This is a genomic window from Pseudomonas sp. AC463 (assembly GCF_979253585.1).
Genome location: NZ_CEEDDZ010000004.1, coordinates 157,080 through 183,540 on the forward strand (window position 1 = coordinate 157,080; position 26,461 = coordinate 183,540).

Consider the following 26,461-nt stretch of genomic DNA (forward strand, 5'->3'; position numbering starts at 1 on the left):
TGTCTGAGCTGAAATTGAGTTTCGAGTCATCAGGACTTAGGGTTCTTGACGTAACGCATTACGACGAAACAGGCGATGAGAATTAGTGGAGCAATCGCGAGCATCCCCATGTAGTTGATGCCGGTAACATCGTTGATTTTCCCCACCATCACCGGCGCGACCATGCCACTCAGTTGCCCGATTGAATTGATCGCCGCAGTGCCTGTCGCGATTGCCAGGCCGGAGAATGTCGACTGCGGAATCGTCCAGAAAATCGGAATCGCGATGAAGGTTCCTGCGGTCGCGAGCACCAGCGCCGACATCATCGCCCACGAGGAATCGGAGAACAGGCAGGCCAGCAGATAACCGATAGCTGCGGCCAGCAGGCACCAGACCAAGTAAGTCTTGCGCTCGCCAGTCCGATCCGAACGACGCGTGAGGTAGATCATGCCGATGCATGCCACGATATAGGGAATCGCTGAGAGCATGCCCACCCACAGCAGATCTTGCACTCCGGAGGATTTGATCAGCTGCGGCATCCAGAAATTGAGCCCGTAGGCTGCGGTTTTTATCACAAAATAGATAAACGCCATGATCGCAACTTCACGTGTAAGCAGTACCCGCCACAACGATCCCAGAACTGGCTTCTGCTTGGCTTTGTCGCTTTCCAGATTCGCTTTAAGCAGCTCTTTTTCAGCGCCAGTCAGCCACTTCGCCGAATCTATATCTCGGTCAAGCCTCCACAGCACTAACGCACCGAGAATCACGCACGGTAAACCTGACATTAAAAACAACCAATGCCAGCCAGCAAGCCCCAGTACACCGTCCATGGTGCCCAACAAGATACCAGCAGCCGGGCCACCCACCGCTCCAGCCAATGGCACTGCCAGGAACCATAACCCATTCATTTTCGCCAAATGCTTCTTCGGAAACCAACAGGCCAGATAGAAAAGGATTGCGGGGCCGAAACCGGCCTCCATGACGCCGATCAGGAAGCGCAGAAAATAGAGCGTGTACTGGGTGTAGGCAAAGACCAGCGCTGCAGTGGCCAGCCCCCACGACACCATGATCCGACAGATCCAGGCAGGCGCACCATAACGCTTGAGTCCTATGCTGCTAGGCACCTCAAACAAAACATAACCGATGAAAAACATGCTCGCCGCTAGACCATAAGCAGCGTCAGTCAGGCCAAGCTCGTGCTGCATTTGGGTCTTGGCAAAACTGATGTTGATTCGATCGAAATAGGAGAAAAGAAAGCAGATTATAGCCAACGGCATGATTCGCCAGGCCACACGCCGATATAGCAGCAGCTCGTTAATGTTTGCTTCGTTGTGCGCACGCGACAACTCGCCAGTCAAGGCAACCATAGTGTTTCTCCGTTGTTGTAATTATTGGAGATAAGCAACGTCCGTGATGGCGCTGCTCAACGGGCTTAGCTAAGACGGATCAGTTTTCCCTTGTAGGCTTGGCCCTTTGCAACGTAATCCCGGGCATTACCGTGCATGCTCGCGATCGCCTCAGGAGTAAGCTCACGCACAACCTTTGCGGGCGCGCCAAGTATCAGGGAGTTGTCGGGGAAGACCTTACCTTCGGTGACGATTGCACCGGCACCCACCAGACAGTTTTTGCCGATCACAGCGCCATTGAGCACAACGGCTTGAATGCCAATCAGAGCACCATCACCCACAGTGCAGCCGTGCAACATGGCTTGATGTCCGATGGTGACGCCCGTGCCGACAGTCAGCGCAAAACCAGGATCGGCATGCAGCACAGCGCCTTCCTGGACATTGCTGTTTTGGCCTATCTGAATCGCTTCGTTGTCTCCGCGTATGACAGCCTGCGGCCAAACACTTACGCCTTGATCTAGGGTGACGTTGCCAATAATGGTCGCGTCTTCTGCTACGAAGGTTTCGATATGGATGGAAGGAACGAACGTGTCGTACTGATAAATCGCCATTGCAGCGTCCCCTTAGACCTGAGCATCGGTTTTAAGCACACCAGCGGCACACAGTGCCGCAATATGCTCATCGCTATAGCCCAGATCACGCATGACCTTGTGCGTATGCTCCCCAATACGTGGAATCGACTGCCGTGGTTGCAGACGCTCACCATCCAACGACAATGGCAGAAGCGGCATCGCCGTGAACGAACCGTCCTCCAACTCAAGATTCGCAAGTCCGCCGCTTTGCAGCAGATGAGGATCCTCAAACAACTCTTCAGGTCGACGAATCGGCGCGAAAGGGATGCTGTGCGCTTCAAGCTGCAACGCCAAGGCCTGAGCGTCCATGGTGACAAAGACTTCAGCCAAGTGAGCCAGCAAGCGGGGACGCTGCAGTACACGGTCATTGTTGGTAGCTAGAGTCTGATCATCCAGTAATGCGGTCTGACCTAGCAAATGACACAGCGCCGTCCATTGGCCCTCACCTGTTGCCGCCACAAACATCTGCTCACCACCGGCAAACTCAAAGACGTCGTATACCGCCCAGGCGCTAATGCGGTTAGGCATCGGCGCAGCCGCTTGGCCGGTCACGACGTACTGCTGCATGTGCTGCGCAGCCAGTAATACACAGTTTTCATAGAGTGCGCTTTGTACCTCGCGACCGACACCTGTGACGTTACGATCGTTGAGTGCCGCTAGCACACCAATTGCGCCAAACATGCCGCCCATGATGTCGTTGACCGAGCTACCTGCGCGCAACGGCCTCCCCACAGGGCCAGTCATATAAGCCAACCCTGCCATCATCTGAACGACCTCATCCAATGCCAGTCGGTTGTCATAGGGGCCATTCAGAAACCCCTTGTGGGAGGCATAGACGATTCGCGGGTTGCGCTGTTTCACGGCGGCGTAGTCGAAGCCCAAAGACTGCATCCGGCCCGGTTTGAAGTTCTCGATGAATACGTCAGCAGTGTCGATCAGTTCCAGAACCGCATTGCGTCCCTGCTCTGTATCAACATCTACCGCGATGCACTGCTTGTTGCGGTTGAAGGTGCGAAAGAACCCCGCACCCGCACCCAAGAGGCGTCGAGTTCCGTCGCCTCGGGTCGGTTCGATCTTGATAACTTCGGCGCCAAGGTCACCGAGGATCATTCCGCAGGTAGGCCCCATGACCATATGAGAGATTTCGACGACACGAATGCCGTCCAATGGAAGTTTGGACATTATTGTTTTCCTCGATCAAACGGGTCAGGCATGGCTGGCGACAGGCTGGTAGTTGAGGGGTAGACCTGCACGGGCGATGCAGCCGTAAAGCGTTTCATCAGGCATTGCGCTGCGCAGCACGTCTCGAGTAGCAATTAGCGCCACGAGGTCGATTCCGGTGTCGTACCCCATGCTTTGCAGCATGAAGACCAGATCCTCGGTCACCGTATTGCCTGACGCTCCAGGCGCAAACGGACAGCCGCCCAATCCGGCCAGCGATGCATCCAGCTCAGTGATACCCTCCTGAACTGCCACCAGGCTGTTAGCGAGAGCCAGTCCACGGGTGTCATGGAAATGCGCGGCTCTAAGCTTGTCACCCGCGATAGCTCGCACAGCCTTTATCGCAGCAGCGACCTGGCCTGGGTTGGCATAACCGGTGGTATCGCCTAACGACACCAGATCGCAGCCAGCCTCAAGTGCGTGTCCCGACAATTCGCACAGGTCTCCCAGAGGCACATCCCCTTGGCGAGTACAGCCGAACGCAACTGACATGCCCGCGATGATTTGCACATCGTGAAGCCCCATGTCGGTACGCAGCTGGCACATGCGCCCCAACTCCTCGACCATTTCCAAGGGCGTACGACGTACGTTCGCCTGGCTGTGAGCAGCACTGACGGAAACCGGGGCGATGATACGGTGGGCGCCTGACTCGAGAGCGTCTTTGGCCCCCCGAAGGTTCGGCGCCAACACTGTTACGACGAGGTCGGGGTAGCTGAGTGCATGCGCTACGACTTCTTTGGCATCGGCCATCTGGGGTAGAAGTTTGGCAGGTACAAAAGACGCGACCTCCATATGGCGAACACCCGCGGCGTAAGCAGAGTCGATCCAATGGCGTTTGGCAGCGGTTGGCATGATCGCCTGTAGGCTCTGGAGCCCATCACGCATGCCGACTTCGTTGATAATTATTATTGTCATGAAGGTCTCTCGAAGAGTGAAGCGTGAGCTCAGACTAAGAGGACAATGACACACAGAAAAGACGTGATTTACGGGCTAATCCATCGTGAAGCGAGATGGATAACCAAGCGACCTCAGGAGAGCTGAGTCGCTGGGGCCCTATTCAATAAGTGATCAAGCAGACGACGCGCCGAAAGCGACAGCGAACCACGATCACGCAAGCAGATGACAAACTCTCCCAAGGCCCAGTCGTCGGTCAACGGGATGATGCGCAGATCGAACAATGCGGCATAACGATCCACCGCCTCACGTGGAAAAATGGCTAACCCCAGGCCGAACTGAACCAAACGGTAGGCAGCATCAAATGAGGAGACATATGAGCGGAAACGTAGCTCACGACCACGTTCCTCAGCGTGTTTGCGCATGAACGTATTAAGTGTCGCGAAAGCGGAAAGCCCTAAATGCTCATAAGTCAGGGTATCTTCAAATGCGACGCTATTGCGGTCTGCTAACGGATGATTTGCGCCTACAACCACGGCCAGATGGTCTTGGCGGTAAGGCAAAAACTCAAGATCCCCCACCGCCATTGATCTGCGGCAGATTCCAATATCGGCGCTTCCCTCAGATACGCCTCGAACGACATCTGGACTGAAGCACTCCTCGATGTCCGTCTGAATCAGGGGATTGCTCAACATAAAGTCCGAGAGTTCCTCTGGCAGGAACTCCATGATAGAGGAGATGTTTGCCAGAACCCGAACATGCCCCCGCGCGCCCTCCGTATACTCGCTTAACTCACTGTCGAGCCGCTCCATCGCTCGGGTGAGAGATCGGGCATGACGTAACAAAGCTTGACCTGCCGGCGTAGGCTCTACGCCTCGCTTGCTGCGTTTGAGGAGTGGAGTGCCAAAGCGTGTTTCGATATCAGAAATGCGTTTGCTGACGGCGGACGCTGCAATAAACGCACGCTCGCTGGCGCGAGCGATTGTGCCTTCCTCGCAAACCAGAATAAACAGATGAAGGGAGTAATGATCCAAGGGCTGCATTTAATAAACCTATAGGCCGTCAGCAATAACGTAACGCCCCCACTCTTGAGCGCCGAGTGGAAGCCTGTCAGGGGTAACATAGGCATGCTTAGTTACCGCTTTTTTTCCAGAGGACGTGATTCCCTCAAGTTGTAGTATTTGTAAATGCGAGCCTCGGTGTCGTCTTGATTTCGTGCTTATTGTTTTCTCACTCGACATTGCCGTCCTCTTACATCGCTTACGGATGACCAACTGCTCGATGAAAGACCTAAATGTGCTCAAGCACCTCTGGTCAAACAACCCTGACCTGGTCTTGCAGGATAACCCGCAGACCAGGTTCCGCGTCGTCAAGAGAAAGGCTATAGCCATGCAATCGCGCTACAGCACTTACGATTGCCAGCCCCAGCCCTGCACCAGGGATAGCCGCATCTCTGGGGCTACGGCTGAAGCGATACAAGACCTTCTCTTTGTCCTGCTCAAGAATGCCCGGCCCGTCATCCTCGACTTCCATGACGACTCGCCCGTGAGGCCTGCGCAGCCTCAATACCACTGACCCCCCTGACGGTGTAAACTTCAGCGCGTTGTCCAGCAGATTGATCAGTGCTTCAGCCAACAGAACACGATCTGCATGCACCCACTCACCCTGCTCGACGTCCAGCCTGAGCCTAATTCCAACTTCGTCCGCTACGGCGCCATAAGACTCGGCCATCTCTGCAAACAGTGCAGCGAGATCAAAACTCTGCATGCCGGCGCGACGGGCAAGGTTGTCTATTTCGGCAATTCGCTGCAGCGCTCGAAAACGCCCTAAAAGAGTATTTGTGGCTTGCAGTGCAAGTTCAACACGCTCCTGCAGCCGGCTCGGCGAGTCGACATTCCATCGTTCCAATGCGCGATGCAGATGCGAGCGCAGCTGATTCAACGGTGTGCGCAAATCGTGTGCAACGTTGTCCCCTAGGCTTTTTACCTCGGCCAGCAAGCGCTCAACCTCACTAATCATTGTGTTGACCAGGCTTGAGAGAATATCGAGTTCGTCCCCTCTACTTGACACCGGGAGCCGCAGTGACAAATCCCCAGCCGAGATGAGCGTGCTGGTGTCTTGCACTGTTCGTACACGCCGCATCGGGCCCAACCCGAGAAATGCGCCGATAGCCAATCCCGCGATGACTATGAGCAATGCGCTCCAAAGCAACGCCTGAACAAGAATATGGCTTAGCCCTGTAAGTGTCTTGGCGTCATAGCCTACTACTAACACTTCCCCATCTGACAAACGCATGGCCAGGGCGCGAGCTCCGTATTGGAAACCTTCTTCCTTGAGCTCTCGCGGGATACCGTCCAACGGCAGGTCAACAGGGGGCATGCGAACGTTACCAGCCAGCCAGCGCCCATTGCCGGAAAATAATCCGTAGTAGCTGACATTGCGCAGGTCGCCCAGCTGCGCTTGCCGGATCTGCTCAAGCAACGCCGGTATCGGCAGTGATCCCAGTACCCTTGCCTGTCCCAAGACGATCTCATCACCCTGTTTTCCCAGATAATCGACGGCACTGAAATACATCAGCGTATTCAACGACAACAGCCCGACGATCCAAGTAAAGGAAAAATAGAGAGAAATTCGAACAGGTGTGGTGCGCCAGATGCTCGCAGACGGTTCACGTGGCGCTAAAAACAAAACCAGTCCCTCGGATAGTGGCTATGGACGTTGAACAACCAAGTTCTTCCAGCTTTCGCCGAACTCGCGTGAGATGTACATCGATCAGCTTTGTACCCGGATCAAAATAGTATCCCCACACCTCTTCGAAGATCAGCGCTCGCGTCACAACCTGCCCGGTATTTCGCATCAGAAACTCCAGCAGTTTGAACTCCAGTTGCTGCAATTCGACCCGCTGTTCTCCACAGGATATTTCACGCAGAATCAGATCGAGCTTCGTATCAGCCACGCGAAGAAACGTGGGGCGATCTTCCACATCGCTGCGTCGATGCAATAGCACCAAAACCCGAGCTGCCATTTCCTCTGAGGCAAACGGTTTAACCAGGTAATCATCGCCTCCTGCCCGGAGCCCGTGGACTCGATCATCTACGTCGCTCAACGCGCTGATCATGATTACGGGGGTGCGAACTCCAGCCTTGCGCAGTTCGCTGACAACGGCCAAACCGTCCATCCCGGGCAGCATTCTATCAAGGGTAATGACGTCAAAATTATCCGTGAGCGCGAGTTCCAGTCCAGAACATCCATCGCGGGCACATTTGACCTCGAATCCGGCCGTTGATAGCTCTGAAGCAATCTCCTGAGAGGCAACAGGGTCATCCTCAATGCATAGTGCTCGTTTCATTCCACTGCCTCGATGTACTGAACGCAAAGGATAATCAGGAAACCGCGTTAACTGCGAGCCCGCAATCGTTGCGGTTAAATTTTTTTAACTTAAAGACATCGCGGTACCGCCCTATCCTACGCGGCATCGTCTTAACACTGGAAAAGGCAGGGAATATCGTCTGTCCTGCCAGCCTCCCCCAAATGCTCAGGTGAAACTCGTGCCCCCAATTCAAGCCATATGTTTCGTCGGTTTATTAATTATTAGCGAAACCTGCGCTGCGCAGACTGCGTTCAGTACGGCTTCACAACTTAATGACTATCAAGCATCGGTGGATGCATTTGCTAAGAAATTGGGGCAGGCTAGCCCAGAAGTGAAAGATTACGATTACGGGATTAAGCTTGATATTGCCAGCGTAGTGAGCCGCAGCCCCATGGCGTCATCCTGCGATGCGGTACCGATGCGGATGACCTACCAAGACTCAACTGGAAAACTCAACACTGTTCAGTATCTGGTGCAAGGCAAGTGCAGGCCCCAACAGGAGTGAGCCACACCGAACGTCCACCTCAAATCAACGATGGTGGTCAGGATGATACTGGGAACGGCGGTACCGGTCTCGTCGATAAACTCGGCAAAGAGATCGTGTTAGTGGGGGCAGTCACGACGATTTGAGTACCACGGTGTTCAAGCCCGATGCGAACAATCTGCGCCAAGTCACGAGCACCAACCCATAGCCTCAAACGACGTGCATCACTGACCAGAGGATCGGCATTACCGATGCGGACAACAAGTACACCGATATCGCTACATTGCGCGAAAGTGGCGCAAGCCGCTTCACTGAAGACCTTACTCATTGCGTAGTAGCTATCTGGCGCTACAGGCACGGCATCAAATTCCTCGAAAGCCGTCCCTCAGCGAGTTTAATGAACAAGGCGATCTGGCCGCGATTTACAACACGGGTAGCGGCTCTGCCGGCATTCGGCAATCGCTTATGGCGTCTGGTGAGCGACCGGTCTGGCTCGGTCACGAAGCGAGCGAGCAACACGCTAACTATTTGCGTGAAGGACTTCTTTCACTCGTATTGGATCAAGATCCCAAAGCTCAGGCAGAGGCGGCGATCAAACATATTCTATACGCCAACGGTGACTTGGACACCCCTGCCCAAGTAAGCCCGCAACTGCGTATCGTTATTGATGAGACGCTAGCCACCTGACGAAATTTGACAGAATTCGGTTAAATCTTTAATGGCGCGGTGATATACCGCAACTGTTTGAGCAGATTCTCGCCAACGTGCGTGATGGCTTTTTGTCCGATCCGATTTATGGCGGCAACAAGGGTATGGCCAGTTGGAAAATGATTGGCTTCCCAGGTGCGCGTTACGACTTTCGCGACGTTATCGCCAAGAAAGGCCAAAAACTTCAAATCATTCCTCCAAGCATGATCGACAACACCCTCTAGCCCAGAAGACGCCATCACTGGCGCTTCTGCACCTAAAGAAAATGCGAGCACTGCGGCGTCCCTTACGACGCCTTTACCGGGTCGATGCTCCAAACAAAAAGAATTGTTCCAAATGCGACGCCATCCCCGAGCGACCTAGCCGTCCGCGTCGCTCAGCATCAACCAAACCTATTATCGCTGATGTGAAGAGTTCGGTAATCACCGGCGCGCTCAGGTCAATCCTAAATATGCCTGCTTGCTGTCCCCGAAGGAAAAATGCGTCCATGCCGTCGTGATAGGGATGCCAGGGAACGATTGCCTCTTCAGAATCCATTGAATCGTTGTGCCACTGATACGTTAAAAAGGCGACGAACTCACAATGGCCAAAATGACGATCTATCAAGGGTCGGAATACATCATTCACAGGTGCATTTCTTAAATCCAGATCCTTCAGTATTTGGGTAATCACACCTGTAGCGTGATCAACCAGCGTATTCACCAGATTATCTCGAGTACCAAAACGACGCCCCAACGTCGCCTTGCTTACACCGGCAGCCTGCGCAATGTCTTGGAGAGTTCCACGTGGGTGATCGACAAGCGCAATAGCCAGCGCTTTCAACAACCCCTCCTCCGTCGTAAGGGATTTCATATAGGCAACACCGCGACCTGAGCATAGGAAAAAGTCATTGTGGCATAAAAAGCAGGATTAAACCAATAAAGCCTCAAAAGATACACAAAATAATATTATGAGACGATATTGACTCAGTCGACATCTCTGTAGAGACTAAGTCGCCTGTTCAAAGTGATCTATCGAGGTAACAAATGCCCTCCACAGCTAACCGGCTGCACGTCACCGTAGGCGTATTGATCGTAGCGATGAGTATCGCTGGGTGCGATAAGCATGCTGCTAGCGTAGGCGACAGCGCTCCCCGCGAAGTCAGAACCCTCCTGATCAAGACAGAGCCTCTCACGGTAGTCGCAGAGCTTCCTGGACGGGTTGAACCCGTACGGATAGCCGAAGTGCGCGCGCGTGTATCTGGCATCGTGCTTCGCCGTAACTACGAGGAAGGCGCCGATATCAAAGCTGGCGATGTGCTATTTCAGCTTGATCCGTCACCCTATAAAGTTGCCGTATCACGAGCCCAGGGCGGCCTGGCCAAAGCAGAGGCAGAGGTGTATCAGACTCAAGCAACGGCCAGACGTTACGAGGAATTGGTCAAAATCCAAGCAGTTAGCCAGCAGGAATACGACGTCGCCAAGGCTAATTTGCAAACAGCCCGAGCCGCCAAGCTAACGGCTCAGGCAGACTTAGAGTCTGCTAACCTGGACCTGGGATACGCTACGGTCAGGGCGCCTATTGCCGGTCGGATAGGACGAGCACTCATCACTGAGGGGGCGCTTGTTGGTCAGGATGAAGCCACCCTTCTCGCGCGGATTCAGCAACTAGACCCCGTATATATTGACTTCACCCAGACAGCAGCAGATGCGTTGCAGTTACGTGCGTCCATTGCCAAAGGGCATGTCACGGGCGCCGGTGAACAGCCTCTTTCAGTAAGTATTGAGGACTCGGATCAGATCAGCAAAGGCACCTTGCTCTTTGCCGATATCTCAGTTGATCGCAATACAGGTCAAATCACCCTGCGTGGAAGGTTTGATAATCCAGACAAGGCATTGTTGCCTGGCATGTATGTCCGTGTACGAACGCCTCAAAGCATGAATAAGGACGCTATTCTCGTGCCCCAGCGTGCCGTTCAGCGAAGCGCTGATGGGCAAGCCAACGTCATGGTTATAGGCCCTGACAACACGGTTGAAGTGCGTTCAGTGAAGACAGGGATTATGCAAGATTCCCGCTGGCAGATTGACTCCGGCCTACAGGCGGGAGATCAGGTCATTGTCAGTTCACTTGCAAACATCCGCAACGGCGAAAAAGTTGCCCCTGCGCGCAACGTTGCACAAGCACAAGCCCAAACGACTACGAAACCCACGCCGCTGTAAACAGCACTTGAGGAAACATCATGTCTCTGTTTTTCATCAGGCGACCCAATTTCGCGTGGGTTGTAGCCCTGTTCATTGCGCTGGCCGGGTTATTAACGATCCCATCCCTGCCGGTGGCTCAATATCCGAATGTGGCCCCTCCACAAATCAGCGTAACAGCCACCTATCCGGGAGCTTCAGCGCAGGTGCTCGTCGATTCGGTGACGAGTGTGATCGAAGAGGAGCTCAATGGTGCGCAAGGCCTGCTCTATTTCGAGTCGACAAGTAACGGCAACGGTATCGCCGAAATTGTCGTGACATTTGAACCCGGCACCGATCCTGAGCTTGCGCAGGTGGACGTGCAGAATCGGCTCAAAAAAGCGGAAGCACGGATGCCCCAGGCTGTACTGAATCTGGGTATCCAGACGGATAAAACCAGCGCTGGGTTCTTGCTGATGTACTCGCTCAGCTACAAGGAGGGCAGTCAAAATACCGATACCACACAACTCGCCGATTATGCCGCCAGGAACGTCAACAACGAGCTTCGCCGAGTCCCGGGTGTTGGCAAGCTTCAGTATTACGCCGCTGAAGCAGCCATGCGTGTCTGGATTGATCCACAGAAACTCATTGGCTATGGATTGTCTATTGAGGACGTCAATGCGTCGATTCGTGCGCAAAACGTCCAGGTACCTGCTGGCTCCTTCGGCAGCACCCCTGGTTCCAGCGAGCAAGAACTAACCGCTACGCTAGTCGTTAAAGGTACGTTGGATGATCCCGATGAGTTTTCACGGATTGTATTGCGTGCAAATCAGGACGGTTCGACCGTTACCCTGGCAGATGTGGCCCGTGTTGAGGTGGGTAGCCAGGACTACAATTTTGCGACGAGATTAAACGGCAAGCCCGCGGTGTCAGGCGCGATACAGCTAACGCCAGGTGCTAACGCGCTGGAAACTGCTGAAGCCATAAAAGCGCGGTTAGCGGAGTTGTCGGTCAATTTTCCTGAGGGTGTCGAGTTCTCTATACCTTACGACACATCCCGCTTCGTGGATGTCGCCATTACAAAAGTGATACACACCTTGATTGAGGCCATGGTGTTAGTGTTTCTGGTGATGTACCTGTTTCTGCAAAACATCCGCTATACAATCATCCCAACCATTGTTGTACCTGTTTGTTTGCTCGGCACATTGACGTGCATGCATCTGCTGGGCTTCTCCGTCAACATGATGACCATGTTCGGCATGGTATTGTCGATTGGCATTTTGGTTGATGATGCAATCGTTGTCGTAGAGAACGTCGAGCGGATCATGGCCGAAGAAGGCCTCTCTCCCGTCGATGCCACGATCAAAGCAATGGGCCAGGTATCAGGGGCTATCATCGGTATCACACTGGTACTCTCAGCGGTGTTCATGCCGTTGGCGTTTATGACTGGCTCGGTGGGCGTCATCTACCAGCAGTTCTCCCTATCACTGGCCATTTCAATTCTATTCTCTGGATTCCTCGCGCTAACTTTCACTCCCGCGCTATGCGCAACACTGCTAAAGCCTGTTGCTCAGGGGCATCACGAGAAGCGTGGATTTTTTGGCGCGTTCAATCGTTTCTTCGAGCGAATGACAGGGCGTTACACATCCCTGAACAGCAAGTTATTAGCCCGCACAGGACGATTCATGTTGGCTTATACCGGCGTGATTATCGTGCTGGGTGTGTTCTACCTGCGTCTACCAGAGTCGTTCGTCCCAGTAGAAGATCAGGGCTACATGATGGTTGATGTTCAACTCGCACCAGGTGCCACCCGCGCCCGGACATCTGCTGCAGGCGAGGAAATAGATCGCTTTCTGCTGGCTCGCGATAGCGTGGCCTCATCCTTCCTCATTCTCGGCTTTAGCTTTTCCGGGATGGGGGAAAATGCTGCAATCACCTTTCCAATGTTCAAAGATTGGTCTGAACGTGGCGAGGGACAATCAGCCGCTGACGAAATCAAGGCATTCAACGAGCATTTCGCCAATCCCGATGACGGGATCATTATGGCAGTGGCGCCACCGCCAATCGATGGCCTGGGCAATTCAGGCGGCTTCGCTCTGCGCCTGCAGGATCGAGCGGGCTTGGGGCGAGATGCCTTGCTCGCCGCACGAGACGACGTTTTAGCCAAAGCAAAAGATAGTCCTAAAATACTTTACGCCATGATGGAAGGGTTGGGGGAAGCTCCCCAGTTACGATTGGTTATTGATCGAGAAAAAGCCAGGGCGTTGGGTGTAGGTTTTGATTCAATCAGTGCAGCACTCTCCAGCGCATTTGGCTCAGAAGTCATAAATGACTTCACCAATGCCGGACGTCAGCAACGTGTCGTAGTTCAGGCGCAGCAAGGTGAACGGATGACGCCTGAAGCAGTACTCAAGTTGTATGTTCCTAATGCAAATGGTGATCAAGTGCCCCTCCGGTCTTTTGTCACGAGTACATGGGAGGAAGGCCCCGTCCAGATCGTACGCTATAACGGGTACCCATCAATCAAGCTCGCAGGAGACGCAGCACCGGGTGTCAGCAGTGGAGAAGTCATGGCTGAAATGGAGCGAATAGCGAGCGACCTTCCGCAAGGCATCGGTTATGAATGGACTGGCCTTTCGTTTCAGGAGCGTATAGCAAGTGGCCAGGCACTGAAGCTGTTTGCATTGGCTTTTGTAGTCGTTTTCCTGCTACTGGTTGCGCTCTACGAGAGCTGGGCCATTCCGATAGCTGTGATGCTGATCGTACCGGTCGGAGCAGTTGGAGCAGTGCTTGCCATAACAGCAGTGGGGCTGCCTAACGATGTTTACTTCAAGGTAGGGCTTATCACCATCATCGGTTTGGCCGCAAAAAATGCAATTCTCATTATCGAGTTTGCTAAAGAACTCTGGGAAGACGGCCATTCCCTTGTCGATGCGGCAATCGAAGCTGCACGTATGCGTTTTAGGCCCATCATCATGACATCGCTCGCATTCATTCTCGGGGTCGTACCACTCGTAATCGCCTCGGGTGCCGGGGCGGCCAGTCAACGAGCCATTGGCACAGGCGTGATCGGAGGTATGCTCACTGCAACGCTGCTGGGAGTCTTCTTCATTCCTGTTTTGTTTGTCTGGGTACTTTCAGTTTTGCGAACAAAAAGACCATCGAAGGTTGAAAATTCCGAAGATTCCGCGCCACTGCGAACCTAACCACTATGGCGGTGCTACCCCTGCTAATTTCTTTGACGAAATACCTGGCCGCTGGGAATGGATCGCCTGACGGGAGGGCTGGCTGAGTTCCAGTCAGCCCTCCGAGATACCACTTTCAGACCGCGACCTATTCGATGAGCATCGGAACAACGCGAGTCGTTCACGACGATCAGCAGGTTGCGTCAACTTGCCAGTCATTGCTTAGTGAGACTGCTGCCCAGCGTCAACTCGCAAGGCAGCAGGATCGCAGAGCAGCCGTATGTTCTCTGGTTATGTGCTCGCTGGTTATGGTAGATCTGACTCCGAGCATATCAGGCAGCACTCACTCCTTTAAGATGGCTACCGCGACAATAGTTTCATAGACACCTACAAGCCTTAAAATGAGGCCAATCAGGAGGTGCCGTGGCTCAACTCGCAATAACGTCATCTTAGTAGTCTCGACCGAAGCGCTATCGGGTTGGACAGTTGGTAAAATCAGCCGAGCGTCACATTACATCACATCGAGAGATTCACCATGAACACAGAATTGACTGAAGAAGAGATGCGTCAAGCGCTCTTCGGCAGCCCCTTGCCAGTAGAACGAGTTAATGCTCCTCCGGTACGAGCGCCTGTTCCGGATATCGGGCCAATTCATCCGGTAAAGGCGCCGCAGAACAGGAAAATCGTAAAAGCATTTGCTTCTAGGCTGAAGGTGACGCTGCGGGTGGGCAACGAGTTTGAAGGCAAAACCTACGAGATAATCCACGAAGTCGACACGCTGAGCACCCTCCTGGCAGAGCAGGAAGCTGTTAAAGCCGCCAAGAAAAAATACAGGTACGTTGAAGTGGTTTCGGTAAATTCGATCTAGAACAGCAGGTCGCCCAATACATTTGAAGCTTGCAGCGCTCAGAGGAATGCCAAATCCCATCCTAATGGCCTCCCCAGGCACTTAGGCTAATGCTCCTATATATCCAAAACTCCTGCCCCTATGAAATTTAAGTCGTTTTCTACCCTATCCCAAAGACGTAATATTCCTTGACTCTAAATTCAAGCTTATAAAAGCGCCCGGGGCGTAACTAAAGTGACTGCAAGCAGTGTTAACGCCGTGAATATATTTGTTGACATTCACCCCTTACTTCAGAAAATAGTTTTATCTCGAACCGGATCGCTGCAAGCCGCTCAAGACATTAGTCAGGATATGTATTTTCGTGTGCTTGGGCTGGCTAATGACTTCCCCTCCTACGATGACGCGCGCAATTACCTTATACGCATCGCTTCCAATGCCGCGATAGATTACATGCGTATGGAGAGCCGGCGCATGAGGCTACTGGAAGGCGCCTATAGCCTGTTTGAGGGGTATTCACCTACCCCTGAAGACTGCCATCACCTGGATGAACAGCTGCATGCCATTGATACGGCTCTGGCACAACTTCCGAAAAAGTGCCGGGATGTGCTGTATCTCAGCCGGGTGGAGGGCATGACTCACACAGAGATTGCGGCCCGGTTGGGGGTGTCCCGTAGTCTTGTGGAAAAATATGCAGTTCGGGCATTACTGCAATGTCGCGACTTCTTGAAGAGCAACAACTTTTAAGACGATACGACCCATCGCTTAGTTATCTCGCTCACCACGCACGGTGTTTAATCGCTGTTCGAATAATGTCGGTATATCCCCAGAATCCTAACTGAAGCGAATGGTTTGACATTCGCTTCAGTGATTCTTTCTCACGCCATAAAGCTCGCCCCTTTAACCCTTGCGGCCAATAAAAAACTCAATCGGCACTTCCATTTCAACTCGACTGTCGGCCATGGCCGTGACGGGGGGTTTTGGCAGTGGTGATACCCGTACGATCAGTGCCAGTGACTCTTTATCCAACGCGCTATAACCTTGGCTATTAATTACCGAACTGCTCAACACACGCCCTTCTTGGTCAATCGTGAATCTCACGATCACGCGGTCTTCTTGCTTGGCCCTTAACGAGTGCACCGGGTATCGTTTGGCCTGCTGTAAGCGGGCTAAAACTTCGGACTCCCAACTTTGTCTTGCCTGGACCGGCGAGACACTGGCCGCACCGACCTTCGGCGCTTTGTTCTGGTTCGTTTTGTTCTCGCTGCTGTTGTCCACTTCCAACGATTCAGTGATGGCAACCTCTGGCTTGGCGACCTCAGGCACACGCTGAGGTGTGGGCTGTTTGTCCAGCGGTTTTGCTCGGGACAGCTTTTGGCGGGGCGTTTGAACGGCGATCCTAATGCTGACCTTGCTGATTTCCTTTATCGGGACATCCAGCAACGGCGTCTGGACAGCCTCAGCCTCGGTTTTTGGCACGGAGGCCTTCTGTACGCTGCTGGCGGCACGTGCAGATGCAGGCAGCGGCGCCAAGTCCATGAGGATGGGAGCCGCCGCAGGTGTTGGTGTAGGTGACATCGGCCGGGTTTCGGATGTATTCACCATCGCCAGGATGATGCCCGCGTGCAAGAGCAATGCGGCGAAAGGCACGACAGCTTTATTCAAGTAGTCACCGCCCAGAGGACGACGAGACATGACGCCAATGATCATTCGCTCCGTGCCTCGGCTTTAGCCACCAGCCCAACCAAAGCGATTTTCGTATACCCATTGTCGCGCAGTAAATCCATGACCTTCACCAATGCCTCGTAATTCACAGTTTTGTCAGCCCGTAGCATGACGCGGCTTTCCTGGTCGTTATGACTGGCCTTGAGCAGTTCTTGCGGGAACTGCTCACGCGTTACCGGCACGTCGCGGATATGCAGGCTTCCATCACTTTTCAGGCTGACCAGCAGCGGGTCTTGCTCTTCGGGCTGGGCGACCTGGGTCGTAGACGGTAAATCCAATGGCACGTTGGACGTTGATAACGGCGCAGCTACCATAAAGATGATCAACAGCACAAGCATCACATCGATAAACGGCGTTACGTTGATTTCGCGCAGCGCGTTCAGGTCATCATCTGGCTCGGTCGAAGAGGACGAAAATCCCATATCACGCCACCCTGTCCAATTCTTTCCTAGAGCTTACCGAGGCGCGCGCATCCAGTTCCTGGCTGAGCAGGCACTGGATGAGCGTGGAGGCGTCCGCCAATAGCTGGCGGTAACCGCCGATGTAACGCGCGATGATGTTGTAGAAGAGCACGGCCGGAATGGCGACGAGCAAACCCAGTGCGGTCGCGAAAAGCGCCTCGGCAATGCCCGGAGCCACCACGCTGAGGTTGGTCGACTGGGCGTTGGCGATGGAAATGAAGCTGTGCATGATGCCCCATACCGTACCAAACAAGCCTACAAACGGCGCGACGGCACTGGTGGTCGCCAGCACCCCGGCACCACGTGTCAGCACACGAGCCTCAGCCGCTTCAACGCGCTGGATGCGTGCATGCACTCGGTCTTGTACGTGCGTTACCGTTTGCGGGCTGTGCAACAGGCCTTTCTTCAGCTCGGCCTGCGCCAGCTTCAGCATTTCTACACACGCGGGCGAAGCCAGGCTGTGTGAGTCGATGCCAATCGTGACGTCACCGCAGAGCACGGTGATGGACTGAGTCAATCGACGCCGATAGCGCGAGACCTCCCAGGCCTTGCCCAGCCAGAGTGTCCAGCTGAGGAACGAGCTGAAGATCAGTAGGAGAATGACGCTCTTGCCCACGACGTCCGCCTGATGATAAAGCGCGATCGGCGAGAACCCGTGAGGCGCGGCACCCACCGCCTTCGGCGCCTCAATCGGCGGCAAGACCGGATGCCCGCCTACGGCATTTGGCGAGTCATGCGCAACGGAGGCGTCCTGCCCTTGAATCGGCTCGGCGCTGACCATCGTGGCAACGCTCAAAGAAAACAACACTGCGGTGAGCGTGAGTAGGAGTAGGAAGGCTTTGTAGCCCTTTCGCGAGATAAGCAAGCTGACCATCGTTTTCACATGACTGTCCTGTACACGGTTTAGGCCCTGAGTGAGCGCGCAAGACGTTGCTGCTCATCTTGAAAACGCACAACACGAGGATTTTCATCAGTCGAATTCAAAAAATTTACCGATCACGTTGCCGCGACAGGATGCGCCGGTTGCCTGCCCTCCTCGCTGGCCAACTGCGCCACCGGTATCAGTTCCCATTCGCCAGCGGTGTGCAGGCGCAAGGCCGTCTGGTGGAAGCGTTCAATGGACGTGCGATGTCCCACGCTGACAAAGGTCGCGCCCGTCTCCTCCAGCAGCGTATACAGCTGGCGCTCGGTCGCGAGGTCCACGGCACTGGTGGACTCGTCGAGAAACACGTAGCGCGGCCTGGACAGCAGTACACGGGCAAACCCGATGCGCTGCTGCTCGCCCAAGGACAGCACGCGGCCCCAATCACGCACGGCGTTCAACCCCGAATAATGCGTCGCCAGGTGAGCAAGATTGACCCGCTCCAGACAGCGCAGCAGCGTTTCGTCAGTGATGTCTTTACGTCCGCCCGGGTAGAGCAATTGGGCACGCAGATCGGCCAGGATCATGTAGGGCTTTTGCGGAAGGAACATGCACTCGTGCGCCGGCGGCATGCGGATTTCGCCGGTGCCACTTGTCCACAAGCCAGCCATGGCCCTCAGCAAAGAACTCTTGCCCACGCCGGTCTGGCCGCAAATCAGCAAATGCTGGCCGGGCTCGATGGTCAGTGAAAGGCCCTTCGCCAGATGCTGTTCGCCGCCCGGTGTTTCGAGGCTGATGTTGGACAATGCAATGTGGTCGCCAGAACGGAAAGTGATGCTCTGCGCCTGTTGCTCATGGCGTTGCTCGTCCAGCGAGTCGAACCGCTCAAGGATCTGCGCCAGGCGCACGGCACTCGGTGCCATGCTGGCAAGACTCGGGATGTACTGGGACAGCGCGGTGAGCGACGTCAACATCTGGGACGCCGCCGTGGTTGCCATCGCGATGGCACCGTATTCGATTTCACCGGCCAGGAATAACGGCGTGATCAGGAAGAACGGCGCCAACGTCCACAGTTGGCCCAGCCCGAAGTTCATCGCAATCATCTTCATCTCGTACAGCAAGATGGCGAGCTTGGCCTGGATCGCGGTGTGCAGCCGGCTGCGAATCTGCCGGTTTTCGGTGTCCTCGCCGCGATAAAAAGCCACGGTCTCGGCGTTATCGCGTACGTGCAGGATGCCGTAGCGCAGGTCTGCCTCAGCCACTGTGCTGTTGAAGTTGAGACGAATCATTGGTGCGTACAAGGCCAGCGTAATCAGTGTCGATATCACCGCATAGGCCACGACATACCAGGTCATGGTGGCGCTGATGGTCGCGATGATGACGCCGCCGGTTAACAAGGCCATGAGCTGGCTCAGGATCTGTTGGGGGATGCGCGACATCGTGCTGATGACCGGCTCGATATCTTCTTGCATGCGCTGGTCGGGGTTATCCAGGTCTTCGCGCAGCGCGATGTCGTAGTAGGTGCGGTTGCTCAGGTATCGACTGATCATCCAGTCCGTCAGCCACTCCCGCCACCGTACATTCAGCAGGCTGCCCAGATAGAACATCAAGGCATTGGCCGCCCAGGTGCCCACACCGATGAGCGCGATCAACCAGAACAGCCGGGTGTATTGCATTTGCTGCTTGGCGATGATTGCGTTGGTCATGTCTGCCGTGAGATTGGCAACCCAGTAACCGGCAACCGCCAACAACGGCGTCATACCCAACAGTACCGACATCAACAGCCACCAGCGCGAATGGGATTTCTGTTTCCAGAAGGGGCGGGTCAAACGCCAAATGCGCGAAAACAGCAGGCGGGATATACGGTAGTCGGCTTTCTCGGCTCGAAGTGTTCGCGCATCACGCATGACGAGTCGCCTCGGCGTCCCACGCGGCCATTTGGATGCAGTGTCTGGCGATGTTCATCAATGCTCCTTCTTGGCCTGCCCAACACTGGAGGCCTCGACAGGAGAACGAGCAACTGGAAAGAAAACAGCAATGCAGGCGTTGAAAAAGCTTTCAATGGCCTGCTGAGTGCCGCCCTAGCGCAGCCAAACCACGGGCCCGAGGCGCATCACTTGAATGTGCATCGTCTGCTCCAGGGTGTCGTACCAGTCATCCAGACGCCGCAGTTCGATCATCGTGCTGATGCGCACCTTGTCGGCGCCCGCAAGATTGCTGAACACCAACCGCCGATCGTAACGCTTAAGCGCCTGGATAATCTCGGCAACCGTCGCGTTCTGGAACATAAGACGACCGTCATGCCAGGCCAATTTCTGCTCGGCGTTGACCTTCTCCACCTGCACCGCCACTTGGCCGTTGTGCACACGCACGCTTTGGTTGGGGACGACTTCTACTTGACCAACACGAACGCCACTGACGCGAACGCGTCCTCGCTGCACGGTGACGACCGTATCATCGCCGTCACGCTGCACTGCGAAAGCCGTCCCCAGCACCCGGACGCGGCTGCCGCCCGTGTCGACAACAAATGGGCGAGCCTCATCGTGCGTCACGTCGAAAAATGCCTCACCGCGAGCGAGTCGAACGAGCCGCTGACCGTCACGCATATCGACGTTCAGCGCAGTGTCCGTGTTGAGCCAAGCACGACTGCCATCGCTCAATTGGACGTTTTTTTGTTCGCCCCCCTGGGTTGTATACTGATAGCGCCAGTCCGACTGCCATTGAAAGACCGCACTCACCGCGAGCACCACAACAGCGGCCGCAGCCATAGGTCGCATGGCCCGGCGCAACCGGCTTCGGCGCGGCTCAGCCGGTGCCGGGACAACGCTGGCAAGAGTGAAATCATGCGCATCAAAGCCGTTGCCGACACTCAGCCAAAGCTGACGAGCTTGCGTCAACGCCGCTTCATGCAGAGGGCTGGCCTGACGCCAGCGCTCAAACTCGCGAAGTTCTTCCTGCGTAATTTCACCAGACGTCAGCCTGACACACCAAGTGATAGCTTGGGTTTCGGCAGAATCATCGTCTTCAGGGTTGGCCACTTTCATTAGTCGAAGAGTGTCTTTGAGAACATGAGTGAGAAGAACCGGCCAGCAGCGTTAGCTCAATGTCGTTGAGCGGTTTGCGAGGTGTGCGCAAGTATAAGACGTCACCTTGCTACATGCAGCTGTGAGAAACGTATTTCCTCGCGCAACGCGCAGAAATCTGGGCAATATCCGTAGATCAAATAAGTAGTAGTCAAGTTTACCCGCGCCGCGGTGATGTTTTTTTCGTGCTCGCTCGTTCCTCTCAAAACATTCGTGTGATGGGGAGCAGCATGAGTTCAAAAACACTATCAACGGCGCTCGCAGCCACTCTCTTGTTATGGGGAAGCCTGGCGTCTTACGTGCAAGCCGACTCCACTGCAAATGCAGTCAGCCAGGTCAGTTACAGGATCGCACCGGGCGCTCTTAGCCAAGCGATACTTCAATTAAGCAGCCTAAGCGGCATACAGATCATAGCGCCCAGCCATTTGACCAACGGCCTTAATTCACGCGGGCTTGATGGCACCTATGACATCGATTCCGCATTGTCCCGACTGCTCGATGGCAGCGGGCTCGGTTATCGTCTCAATACCCAGCGCAACATCGTCACCCTGTATTCGCTGAGCGTCAGCAGCGGCAGGTTGCAGCTCGATGCCGTGAACGTGGAAGGTTGGGCTGGCCAAGCCAGCGGTGGCGCGAACGGCAGTAAGGATGTCACGGCAACCGAGGGCAGCGACAGCTACACCACGACCGCCATCAGTATCGGCTCAAAAACCCCGCAATCGCTGAAAGAAACGCCCCAGACCGTCAGCGTCATCACCCAGCAACAGATCAAGTCGCAAAACATCACTGACCTTAGTACGGCCATGAACAAGGCAACCGGAATCACCGTTCAACAAAGCGGCGTCAGTCAGAAGTATTACTCTCGTGGCTGGGAAGTCGACACGGTACAGATCGACGGCGGAACGCCTTTCAAACTGGACGACTCGCGTTTCAGCCGGTCCGCCTCAAGCCTGCCCCTGATTGACATGTCGATGTATGACCACGTGGAGCTGTTACGCGGTGGCGACAGCCTGAACAATGTCGGCACCAGCAACCCCGGCGGCAGCATCAACCTGGTTCGCAAGCGTCCGCTGGATCACCTGCAAACGACCTTCGAGGCTCAAGCAGGTTCATGGGACAACTACCGCAGCTCCGTCGACGTTACGGGCCCCATTGCATTTGACGGTCACTTGCGTGGCCGGGCGGTGGCCACTTGGCAAGACCGGGATTACTTCTACGACACCGCCAACGATGACAACAAGTTGGTGTACGCCATCCTCGAAGCCGACCTCACGGACGATACGTTGCTGTCATTCGGGGGAAGCCATTCGCGCAAGCGCTCAGTGCCGTGGTCCTCTGGCCTGCCCCGCTACCTGACCGGCCGCGATGCAAAGTTGTCGCGCAGCACTGGGCTGGGTTTGCCATGGAGCCGCATGAATGCCGACTCCAACGAAGTCTTCGTACAGTTCAAGCAAAATCTCGGTGACTATTGGGATTTGTCGGCCCAAGTGACCCAAATGACGCAAACCTATGATCTCACCGAAGGTGCGCTGATTGGCGGCGTGCCAGATACCGGTGCCGACGACTCCGCCCGATTTACCCAGATGCAGGGTTATGGCAACCGAGGCAGACAACTGCTGGCCGACGCCAATCTATCGGGCAACTTTGACGTTTTCGGGCTGCCGCAAAAAATCTCGCTGAGCTCCAGCCGACAAAAAAATACCTACAATTCCCATGATTTGAACGGCATGACTGGCGAAGCCGATATGAACGCTCCAGAGCCGGTGTGGAGCGTCGCGAGCAATGGCAACAACACCTACACACAATCAAATATCGTTGCGAATATCGATACGGTATTTTTGCCGTTCCTGCCTGACTTGCATTTCCAGACCGCTGCGCGCTGGGACAAATACCAGATTGACGCCACCACCCAATACGAAGTTGCAAGTACTCAAATAAAGGGCAACGAGTCTCGCTACTCAACGCCCTACTACGCGCTGCGTTATGACTTCACGCCGGACTGGTCAGCCTATGCGAGCTACACGCAGCTTTACGAATACCAGGCCTATCTGAAAACCGTCAATGACACCCCGTTGCCGCCCATGACCGGAAACACTAAAGAAGTCGGGATAAAATACAGCAGCGGTTCACTCAACGCGTCCCTGTCGGCCTACCGCTCAGAACGAAAAAACCTGGCGACTTCGGAGTTCAATTTCGCCTGCGCGCCGCTCTTCTACTGCTTCGATGTAGGCAGCGCTAAGGAAGAGAGCAAAGGCATCGACTTCGAGATTGCCGGAGAGCCCCTGCCTTGGTGGTCGACAACCTTCGGTTATAGCTACAACGATAACGAACAGCAGTTTGACCCTCGGGAAGTCACCAGCGGCAAAACCAATGTCTCGCTGTCCAGTTTCACGCCGAAACATCAAACCAAGCTCTGGAACGAATTTCGCTTGAGCGGCAACCCCTACCTGAACAAAACCCGCCTGGGCCTGGGCTTGATCACGCAGAGCAAGAGCTTCTCTTCCGGTGAAGCCTGCGCCAGTTTCAAAGGCCGCACCTGTGCCGAATATAAAGACTACGAATTCACTCAAGGCTTCTACACCGTCGTATCCACGCGCGCCTCTTATGAACTGGATGAACGCTGGGGCTTGGCACTCAATATCGAAAACCTGTTTGACCGTCGTTATTACTCGACCCTGGGCGGCAGTGACTCTGGCAACTGGTATGGCACACCGCGCAACTACATGTTGACGGTAAATGGCAAGTTCTAACGGCTGCTCCTCCTGACGGAGCAAGGATAAAATATGACCGCAATTATCAACGGTGAACGCGAGCGCTCACTGCCAGACCGTGTTGGCTTCGATATTCCACATACCACGTTTACGCTCGATAACGGCCTGACTGTCATCGTCCACACAAACCACCAGGCACCGATTGTGGCGGTGAACATTTGGTATCGCGTGGGCGCCAAGGATGAGCCGCAAGGCAAGAGCGGACTGGCACACTTATTCGAGCACCTGATGTTCGGTGGCAGCAAAAACCTACCGGGTTCCTACGTTGAGGGCATGCTCAAGGCAGGCGCGTTGGACGTCAATGGCTCGACCAACCACGACTGCACAAACTACTACCAAACGGTACCCACAGAAGCGCTCGACTTCGCGCTGTTCGCTGAGTCAGATCGGATGGGCTACTTTCTGGAAACCCTCGACCAGGACCTGCTCGATCGGCAACGACGCGTGGTCATCAATGAAAAGGACGAGCGTGAGGGCGCACCGTACGGCCGCATGTTCGGCCGCCAGCTCCGCGCCTGCTACCCCGCCGAACATCCCTATGCGCAAACCGTGCTGGGAGAAATCGAACACCTACACAGCATTACCCTTGACGATGCGCGCGCCTGGTTCAGCACCTACTATACCCCCTCAAACGCGGTGCTGACTCTCGCGGGCGATATCGATGAGGTGACTGCAAGGGCAAAGGTCGCGCAGTTCTTCGGCCATATCCCCGCCGGCGTGCCACTAGCTCGGCCGCCCGTCTGGACCTGCCCAATCGCCGGGCAAAAACGTGAGGTGCTACACGATAATGTGCCACAGCCCTGCGTGAGCATTACCTGGAACATTGCGCAGTACGGCGATGCAGACACCACACGCCTGATCCTGGTGTCACGCTATTTGGGCGCAGGTTTTTCATCCGCCTTGAATCAAAGCCTGGTGAGGCACGAGCAAAGTGTCAGCCGCGTCAGCGTGTCAATGAATGCGGCACAACTGAACGGGCAATTCACCATCACGGCTTGGGCGCGGCCGGGCCATACGCTGGAGTCGATTGAGCACAGCATCCTGCAAGAGCTGAATAAAATCAGGGCGCATGGCATACCGGAAAAAGAGCTGCAACGCGTCAAAGCCATTTATCGCTCAGGCTTCGTCAAAGGCTACGATACTGCCACCGCAGTGGCTGACCTGCTGTCCCTGAACTACGGCCTGACAGGCGACCCGGCCGCGTTCCGAACAACCCTGAAGACCATCAACGAAGCGACCGTCACAGCGATCGCACAGGTGGTAACCACCTGGCTGGCGGATGACCGCTACACCCTGCACGTACTGCCATTCACCGCGAAGTCGTTGCCAGTCGACAACGTGGCGCGCGTGGTTCCGACGGTTCCCTCCCCGCGCGGCTTTAATCTGCCAAGTCTGAGCAACGTACGCCTGGACAATGGCTTGCAAGTCGTTTTTGCCCAGAGCAATCGCCAGCCATTGGTCTTGCTGTCGCTGCTGCAACCTCAAGGCTCTGCGGCTGACCCTACAGACAGCAGCGGGCTGACCCCGCTGCTCTATCAGATCCTCGAGGAAAGCGGTGGCCGCGAAGAAAGTGCACAAGACTACGCCAATGCGCTCCAAGCGTTAGGGGTCGAGATCCAATTCGGAACCCAACTGGACAGCACACGTATCAGCCTGTTCGCACTTAGCGAAAACCTGCCACATGCGCTGGAAAAGTTCGCCGAAAAACTCCTGGCGCCCCACTTCAGCGAAGACGACTTTGAGCGCTGCCGCGCCCTTCAATTAAACGCGGTAGACAACCGCCTCGCATCGCCCGAGGGCATCATTCATCATATGTTGGGGCTGGTTTTGTATCCCAAGGGCCACCCCTACGCCAAGCCGGTCTATGGCGGCGGCAGTCGGGAAACCCTGTCGCGCCTGACATTTGCGCAGTTGCTACACACGCCGCTGTACACGCCCGCCCACGCCACCTTGCTCGTCGTCGGCGACATTGACCCGTCAACGCTTGAGCCTGAACTCAACCGTATGCTGGGGCAGTTCCAGGGCGATCAAAACGACCAACCGGTGTTGATGCTCAACGCCCCGTGGCGCCCCCGTGGCAGTGTGTTCCTCGTCGACCGACCCGGCGCGGCACAAACCACCCTGGCTGCGGCGACCTTGGTACCGCGCTTACACGGCCGCAGTGAGGCCGCATTCAGCCTGCTGCAAGACATGCTTTCGAGCGGCTTCTCTTCGCGTCTCAATCTTCGACTGCGCGAAGAAAAAAACTGGACCTACGGCGTGTCGGCGCTCACCAGCAACACCCAGCACACCCGAATTCACGGCATCACGACCACGGTTCAAGCGGATCGCAGCCTGGATACCATTCGGGAAGTGCTGAATGTGTACCGCGAACTGCTGGCCAGCAACCCCGTCTCGCCCGCCGAACTGGAAACCTTCAAGCGCAGTGAATTGTTGAGGCTCAGCGGCGGTACGGACGGTGTTCGACAACTGGCGGCGCAAATCCGCTACGTGCTTGAGCAGGCGTTACCCGCGGACTATTGGCGAACCTACGCCGAACACATCGCCGATCTAAATGCCGATGAAATCAACGCGTTGGTGGCTGAACTCATCCAGCCAGAGGACCTGACCTGGATTGTCGTTGGTGATGCCACTGTCATCGGTGACGAGCTGCGCAATGCTGGCCTCGGCGAAGTCCATTTAATCGACGTCCAGACCCTGTAAACGCGGCCTCAGTCCTGACGACTGGGGCCTCCCCTTT

General features: G+C 55.2%; 22 protein-coding genes. 8 read left to right on the forward strand and 14 right to left on the reverse strand.

The features are described 5' to 3' along the window. Positions 1–29: 29 nt before the first annotated feature. The 7 genes from AC0IYH_RS06425 to AC0IYH_RS06455 form a co-directional block, all read right to left on the reverse strand. Positions 30–1,346 carry an MFS transporter gene (locus AC0IYH_RS06425; RefSeq protein WP_471833387.1) on the reverse strand — a complete coding sequence of 439 codons (1,317 nt, stop codon included), beginning with the start codon at positions 1,344–1,346 and terminating at the stop codon, positions 30–32. Between the two features lie 65 nt (positions 1,347–1,411). Continuing rightward, entirely contained in the window at positions 1,412–1,936 is a 525-nt protein-coding gene (locus AC0IYH_RS06430) for a gamma carbonic anhydrase family protein (RefSeq protein ID WP_471833389.1), read from the reverse strand. A 12-nt stretch (positions 1,937–1,948) separates the two neighbouring features. Then, positions 1,949–3,139, reverse strand: coding sequence for a CaiB/BaiF CoA transferase family protein (locus AC0IYH_RS06435; RefSeq protein WP_471833390.1), 1,191 nt, complete (start codon positions 3,137–3,139; stop codon positions 1,949–1,951). A gap of 24 nt (positions 3,140–3,163) precedes the next feature. Continuing rightward, positions 3,164–4,093 carry a hydroxymethylglutaryl-CoA lyase gene (locus AC0IYH_RS06440; RefSeq protein WP_471833392.1) on the reverse strand — a complete coding sequence of 310 codons (930 nt, stop codon included), beginning with the start codon at positions 4,091–4,093 and terminating at the stop codon, positions 3,164–3,166. Positions 4,094–4,206: 113 nt separating this feature from the next. Next, the gene (locus AC0IYH_RS06445; protein WP_471833394.1) at positions 4,207–5,115 is read right to left on the reverse strand and encodes a LysR family transcriptional regulator; all 909 of its coding nucleotides are present in this window, start codon (positions 5,113–5,115) and stop codon (positions 4,207–4,209) included. Positions 5,116–5,386: 271 nt separating this feature from the next. Next, entirely contained in the window at positions 5,387–6,760 is a 1,374-nt protein-coding gene (locus AC0IYH_RS06450; protein ID WP_471833395.1) for a sensor histidine kinase, read from the reverse strand. Continuing rightward, complete coding sequence (locus tag AC0IYH_RS06455; RefSeq protein ID WP_471833397.1) at positions 6,741–7,421, reverse strand: response regulator transcription factor; 681 nt, start codon at positions 7,419–7,421, stop codon at positions 6,741–6,743. The genes AC0IYH_RS06450 and AC0IYH_RS06455 overlap by 20 nt, the downstream gene beginning before the upstream one ends. A gap of 199 nt (positions 7,422–7,620) precedes the next feature. Between AC0IYH_RS06455 and AC0IYH_RS06460 the strand changes: the two genes are divergently transcribed. Together AC0IYH_RS06460 and AC0IYH_RS06465 are read left to right on the forward strand one after the other, a co-directional pair. Beyond that, on the forward strand, positions 7,621–7,947 hold the full coding sequence (locus AC0IYH_RS06460; RefSeq protein ID WP_471833398.1) for a DUF2790 domain-containing protein: 327 nt from the start codon (positions 7,621–7,623) through the stop codon (positions 7,945–7,947). 306 nt (positions 7,948–8,253) lie between these two features. Next, positions 8,254–8,613 carry a hypothetical protein gene (locus AC0IYH_RS06465; protein WP_471833399.1) on the forward strand — a complete coding sequence of 120 codons (360 nt, stop codon included), beginning with the start codon at positions 8,254–8,256 and terminating at the stop codon, positions 8,611–8,613. Between the two features lie 20 nt (positions 8,614–8,633). Here AC0IYH_RS06465 and AC0IYH_RS06470 read toward each other — a convergent pair whose 3' ends face one another. Both AC0IYH_RS06470 and AC0IYH_RS06475 read right to left on the reverse strand, forming a co-directional pair. Continuing rightward, entirely contained in the window at positions 8,634–8,909 is a 276-nt protein-coding gene (locus AC0IYH_RS06470; RefSeq protein WP_471833401.1) for a hypothetical protein, read from the reverse strand. Positions 8,910–8,931: 22 nt separating this feature from the next. Continuing rightward, positions 8,932–9,486 carry a TetR/AcrR family transcriptional regulator gene (locus AC0IYH_RS06475; RefSeq protein ID WP_471833403.1) on the reverse strand — a complete coding sequence of 185 codons (555 nt, stop codon included), beginning with the start codon at positions 9,484–9,486 and terminating at the stop codon, positions 8,932–8,934. A 173-nt stretch (positions 9,487–9,659) separates the two neighbouring features. On the opposite strand from AC0IYH_RS06475, the gene AC0IYH_RS06480 reads away from it, so the two are divergent. The 4 genes from AC0IYH_RS06480 (at position 9,660) to AC0IYH_RS06495 (ending at position 15,566) form a co-directional block, all read left to right on the forward strand. After that, positions 9,660–10,832 carry an efflux RND transporter periplasmic adaptor subunit gene (locus AC0IYH_RS06480; protein WP_471833405.1) on the forward strand — a complete coding sequence of 391 codons (1,173 nt, stop codon included), beginning with the start codon at positions 9,660–9,662 and terminating at the stop codon, positions 10,830–10,832. Positions 10,833–10,852: 20 nt separating this feature from the next. Further along, positions 10,853–13,996, forward strand: coding sequence for a multidrug efflux RND transporter permease subunit (locus tag AC0IYH_RS06485; RefSeq protein ID WP_471833407.1), 3,144 nt, complete (start codon positions 10,853–10,855; stop codon positions 13,994–13,996). Positions 13,997–14,510: 514 nt separating this feature from the next. Continuing rightward, the gene (locus tag AC0IYH_RS06490; protein WP_471833409.1) at positions 14,511–14,843 is read left to right on the forward strand and encodes a hypothetical protein; all 333 of its coding nucleotides are present in this window, start codon (positions 14,511–14,513) and stop codon (positions 14,841–14,843) included. A gap of 213 nt (positions 14,844–15,056) precedes the next feature. Beyond that, the gene (locus AC0IYH_RS06495) at positions 15,057–15,566 is read left to right on the forward strand and encodes an RNA polymerase sigma factor (protein WP_471833411.1); all 510 of its coding nucleotides are present in this window, start codon (positions 15,057–15,059) and stop codon (positions 15,564–15,566) included. A gap of 153 nt (positions 15,567–15,719) precedes the next feature. Here the strand turns inward: AC0IYH_RS06495 and AC0IYH_RS06500 are convergent, their stop codons facing one another. From AC0IYH_RS06500 to AC0IYH_RS06520, 5 genes are all read right to left on the reverse strand, one after another. Next, positions 15,720–16,529, reverse strand: a complete 810-nt coding sequence (locus tag AC0IYH_RS06500) for a TonB family protein (protein ID WP_471833413.1) — start codon at positions 16,527–16,529, stop codon at positions 15,720–15,722. Continuing rightward, complete coding sequence (locus tag AC0IYH_RS06505; RefSeq protein ID WP_471833414.1) at positions 16,526–16,966, reverse strand: biopolymer transporter ExbD; 441 nt, start codon at positions 16,964–16,966, stop codon at positions 16,526–16,528. Before AC0IYH_RS06505 ends, AC0IYH_RS06500 begins: the two co-directional genes overlap by 4 nt. Before the next feature lies 1 nt (position 16,967). Continuing rightward, on the reverse strand, positions 16,968–17,879 hold the full coding sequence (exbB, locus tag AC0IYH_RS06510; protein WP_471833620.1) for a tonB-system energizer ExbB: 912 nt from the start codon (positions 17,877–17,879) through the stop codon (positions 16,968–16,970). A gap of 122 nt (positions 17,880–18,001) precedes the next feature. Beyond that, complete coding sequence (locus AC0IYH_RS06515) at positions 18,002–19,774, reverse strand: ABC transporter ATP-binding protein/permease (protein WP_471833416.1); 1,773 nt, start codon at positions 19,772–19,774, stop codon at positions 18,002–18,004. Between the two features lie 174 nt (positions 19,775–19,948). Then, positions 19,949–20,911 carry a FecR family protein gene (locus AC0IYH_RS06520; protein WP_471833418.1) on the reverse strand — a complete coding sequence of 321 codons (963 nt, stop codon included), beginning with the start codon at positions 20,909–20,911 and terminating at the stop codon, positions 19,949–19,951. 269 nt (positions 20,912–21,180) lie between these two features. On the opposite strand from AC0IYH_RS06520, the gene AC0IYH_RS06525 reads away from it, so the two are divergent. Together AC0IYH_RS06525 and AC0IYH_RS06530 are read left to right on the forward strand one after the other, a co-directional pair. After that, the gene (locus tag AC0IYH_RS06525) at positions 21,181–23,700 is read left to right on the forward strand and encodes a TonB-dependent siderophore receptor (RefSeq protein WP_471833420.1); all 2,520 of its coding nucleotides are present in this window, start codon (positions 21,181–21,183) and stop codon (positions 23,698–23,700) included. 33 nt (positions 23,701–23,733) lie between these two features. Then, positions 23,734–26,424, forward strand: coding sequence for a M16 family metallopeptidase (locus AC0IYH_RS06530; protein ID WP_471833422.1), 2,691 nt, complete (start codon positions 23,734–23,736; stop codon positions 26,422–26,424). The last annotated feature ends 37 nt before the right edge of the window (positions 26,425–26,461 follow it).